The organism is Rhodoferax sp., from assembly GCF_018063565.1.
Taxonomy (GTDB): Bacteria; Pseudomonadota; Gammaproteobacteria; order Burkholderiales; family Burkholderiaceae_C; genus Rhodoferax.
Genome location: NZ_JAGPBB010000184.1, coordinates 1 through 2,951, shown reverse-complemented (window position 1 = coordinate 2,951; position 2,951 = coordinate 1). Strand labels below are relative to the sequence as shown.

3 protein-coding genes and 1 pseudogene are annotated in these 2,951 nt (G+C 58.8%); 3 read left to right on the top strand and 1 reads right to left on the bottom strand.

The features are described from left to right. Window positions 1-245: pseudogene (locus KBF66_RS19380) on the bottom strand (5-dehydro-4-deoxy-D-glucuronate isomerase); the annotation flags it as partial. 213 nt (window positions 246-458) lie between these two features. Here KBF66_RS19380 and KBF66_RS19375 point away from each other — a divergent pair. The 3 genes from KBF66_RS19375 to KBF66_RS19365 all read left to right on the top strand — a co-directional run. Beyond that, on the top strand, window positions 459-791 hold the full coding sequence (locus tag KBF66_RS19375) for a cupin domain-containing protein (RefSeq protein WP_296661381.1): 333 nt from the start codon (window positions 459-461) through the stop codon (window positions 789-791). Further along, on the top strand, window positions 788-1,729 hold the full coding sequence (locus tag KBF66_RS19370; RefSeq protein WP_296661379.1) for a sugar kinase: 942 nt from the start codon (window positions 788-790) through the stop codon (window positions 1,727-1,729). The genes KBF66_RS19375 and KBF66_RS19370 overlap by 4 nt, the downstream gene beginning before the upstream one ends. A 92-nt stretch (window positions 1,730-1,821) precedes the next feature. After that, a partial coding sequence (locus tag KBF66_RS19365; protein WP_296661377.1) for a tetratricopeptide repeat protein occupies window positions 1,822-2,951 on the top strand: 1,130 nt, incomplete at its 3' end.

The following is a 2,951-nucleotide window of genomic DNA, read 5'->3' as shown; positions in this document are numbered from 1 at the left end:
TTGATCAGGCCGAGTTCACGCCGCTGCAAAAAGTAGTCGGTGCCGGTATGACGGCCCAGCTCGGGCGAAAAGCGCACCGCCTGGGCCACCGGCATGATGCCGCCGACGATGATGCGATCGATCTGGCTGTAGGTCAACGTGGCCTCATCGGGCTTGAACAGGCCGTCAACCAGAAAATGTCGACGCAGGCCTTCGGTGTCGAGCGTTTTGACGTGATCGCTGTGGATGGGTTGGCGAATTTCCATGGTTTGGCCTTTCGAATAGTGCCTTGGGCGGGTGCTTGGTTGGTCTGAATGTGCGCATTCGGCACGGATTGTGTTTTTTGAAATGGGGTTATTTTTTAATGAACCAGTGTTTCAAATTTGTTGTCAGATGATACATTAATGAAATTGTCTTGTGTAGACATCCGCACATTTATTCACCTCTTTCTTTTCTTCCAATCACTTTGGAGGCATTTCATGGCATTCTTTTTTAGCCACCAGGACACTCCGTGGACGGAACTGGGCGACGGTATCCGGCGAAAAATTGTTGGCCATACGCCTGACCTGATGTCAGTGCTGGTGCACTTTGACAAAGGCGCCATTGGCACCGCTCACGCCCACGATATGCACGACCAGATCGCGTTTGTGGTGGCCGGGTCGTTTGAGGCCGACGTGGCCGGGATGAAACGTGTACTGAAAGTGGGCGACGCGTTCATCGCTGCACGCCAGGTTCACCATGGCGTGGTGGCGCTTGAAGCTGGCAGCATGTTGCTTGACCAGTTCTCACCCAGTCGGAGTGACTTTTTATGAAGGCCATGTTCGATCTGGTGGCATTGGGCGAAGCCATGGTGGAGTTCAACCAGATTCCCCAAGGCGACGGGCGCATGTATTTGCAGGGATTTGGCGGTGACACCTCCAACACCAGCATTGCGGCAGCGCGCCAGGGGGCACGGTGTGCCTATATATCGATGGTTGGCAACGACGCCCTGGGCGACATGTGTCTGGAACTGTGGCGCACCGAAGGGGTTGACGTCAGCGCGGTCCAGGTCAGACCGGACGCACCGACTGGCGTTTATTTTGTTCGGCACGATGCTGACGGCCATCACTTTTCGTATCTGCGCAAGGGCTCTGCGGCCAGTCTGATCCGACCTGAACATCTGTCAGCGGCGCTGCTTGGCAACACACAGTATTTGCACGTCAGCGGCATCAGCCAGGCCATCAGCGTCAGTGCCCGTGAAACCATCGCTGCGGCCATCGCCATGGCGTGTGCCGCTGGCGTGCGGGTGTCGTACGACCCCAACCTGCGCTTTGCCTTGTGGTCTTTGGACGACGCACGCCTTGCCATCATCGCAACCCTGGCATCGACCGACGAGTTTCTTCCCGGGCTTGACGAGTTGGCGCTTGTCTCGGGTTTGCAGCAGCCCGATGCCATCGTGAATTGGGCACACCAGCATGGGGCCAAACATGTGGTGCTGAAGATGGGCGTTAAAGGTGTGTTGGCCTCGAACGGCCAGTCGATGCAAAAAATTGACGCCTTCGCGGTCAAGGCACTGGATGCCACCGGTGCAGGCGACTGCTTTAACGGCGCTTACCTGGCCCGACGTGCGCGCGGCGAAGATGTGTTTGCCAGCGCCCGCTGGGCGGTCGCCTCGGCGGCGCTTTCAACCCAGGGCTATGGCGCTGTGGCGCCGCTACCCACCGAGGCGCGTGTAGCAGAGTTTCTGGCGACCAGGGTGGAGCTGAGCTGAAGACATTCGCGACGGCACCCGAGGTCCATGGGAGACCAAGGGTCTTTAAACTCTAGGCGTTTTTCGTTCTGTCAGCCTGCCAGAAAGTCGCCATGAAAACCGTTGCCAATCGCTTGGGAGTCGTCTTACTTGCCTTCATGCTGGCATGCGCCTGGGCCATGGCACAAGCATCGGATGTCGCCGAACAAGCCTTGGCTGTCTACGCCCAAGGGAAAAGTCGATACGACGCGGGTGATTTCAGTGGCGCCCGCGCCAAGTTTGAAGAAGCCATCGCGATGGAACCGGCAAATCCCAGGTGGCACTACAACCTTGGCCTGACCGACCGTCAACTCAACAATTTCCCGGCGGCGCAGCAATCCTTTCAGAAATCCCTGGCACTCGACCCGAACTACAAGCGGGCTGAAATCGAACAAAAGCTGGCGAGCATGGGTTCTCTATCAGCTGGCAACCCCGGGACAGATGACTCTGGAATGGGTTTCTTTGAATCCTTTGCCGTTTTGGCGGGTGCGGGCGGGTGTATCTGGTTGCTGGTGCGCCGGGTTCGAACCAAGCGCGGCGGCACTGCGGTCTTGGCGTCCCCCAACGCGGCATTGATCGCCAAGGCAAGGGCGCGTATGGGACAAGTGGCAAGCCAGCTGGAACAGGTTGAACATGCACTGCGCCTGGGCGAACACCCAGACCTGCGCAGCCAGCTTGACCATGCCACCCACCTCGAACGATCGGCTCAAAAACAAATTGACCTGATGAACCAGGGCAATGCCAAGGCGTTGCGCCGCATCGATGTTGCCCTTGAAGAATTGGAGCGTTCAGCTGGCCGCGCCCAAGAAATTGCAGTGGCGTCGTTTGGTGCACAAGCCTTTGCTGGGCAAGGGGATCGGGTGGCCTGCTATTTCTGCGCCAGACCCTTGGCCAACCCGCAATACCGACAAGGCGTGGCGTTGAAACAGGCCGAGGCGGTTGTGAAAGTTGTGTCGTGTCCGCCATGTGCAGCCGTTGCTGCCCAAGGGCGTTCACCCCAGGTTCTGACCGGCGCCGACGGCCGAACACACTGGAGCGAGTTGCCGGGCTTTGATCCCTATGCGGCCCGCCACGCGCTCGATGCGCAAACCGCCCGCACCCCCGGTTGGAAATTCACTCAACAACGCTCCATGGCCGAGCTTGGCCTGATCGCGGGCGGCTCAGCCCTGGCGGGTGGTGCCATGGCGGCCATGTTAAGCCCGGA

Coding starts and splice junctions, on each gene's coding strand:
- KBF66_RS19375 (WP_296661381.1), top strand. CDS start 459: ATGGCATTCTTTTTTAGCCACCAGGACACTCCGTGGACGGAACTGGGC.
- KBF66_RS19370 (WP_296661379.1), top strand. CDS start 788: ATGAAGGCCATGTTCGATCTGGTGGCATTGGGCGAAGCCATGGTGGAG.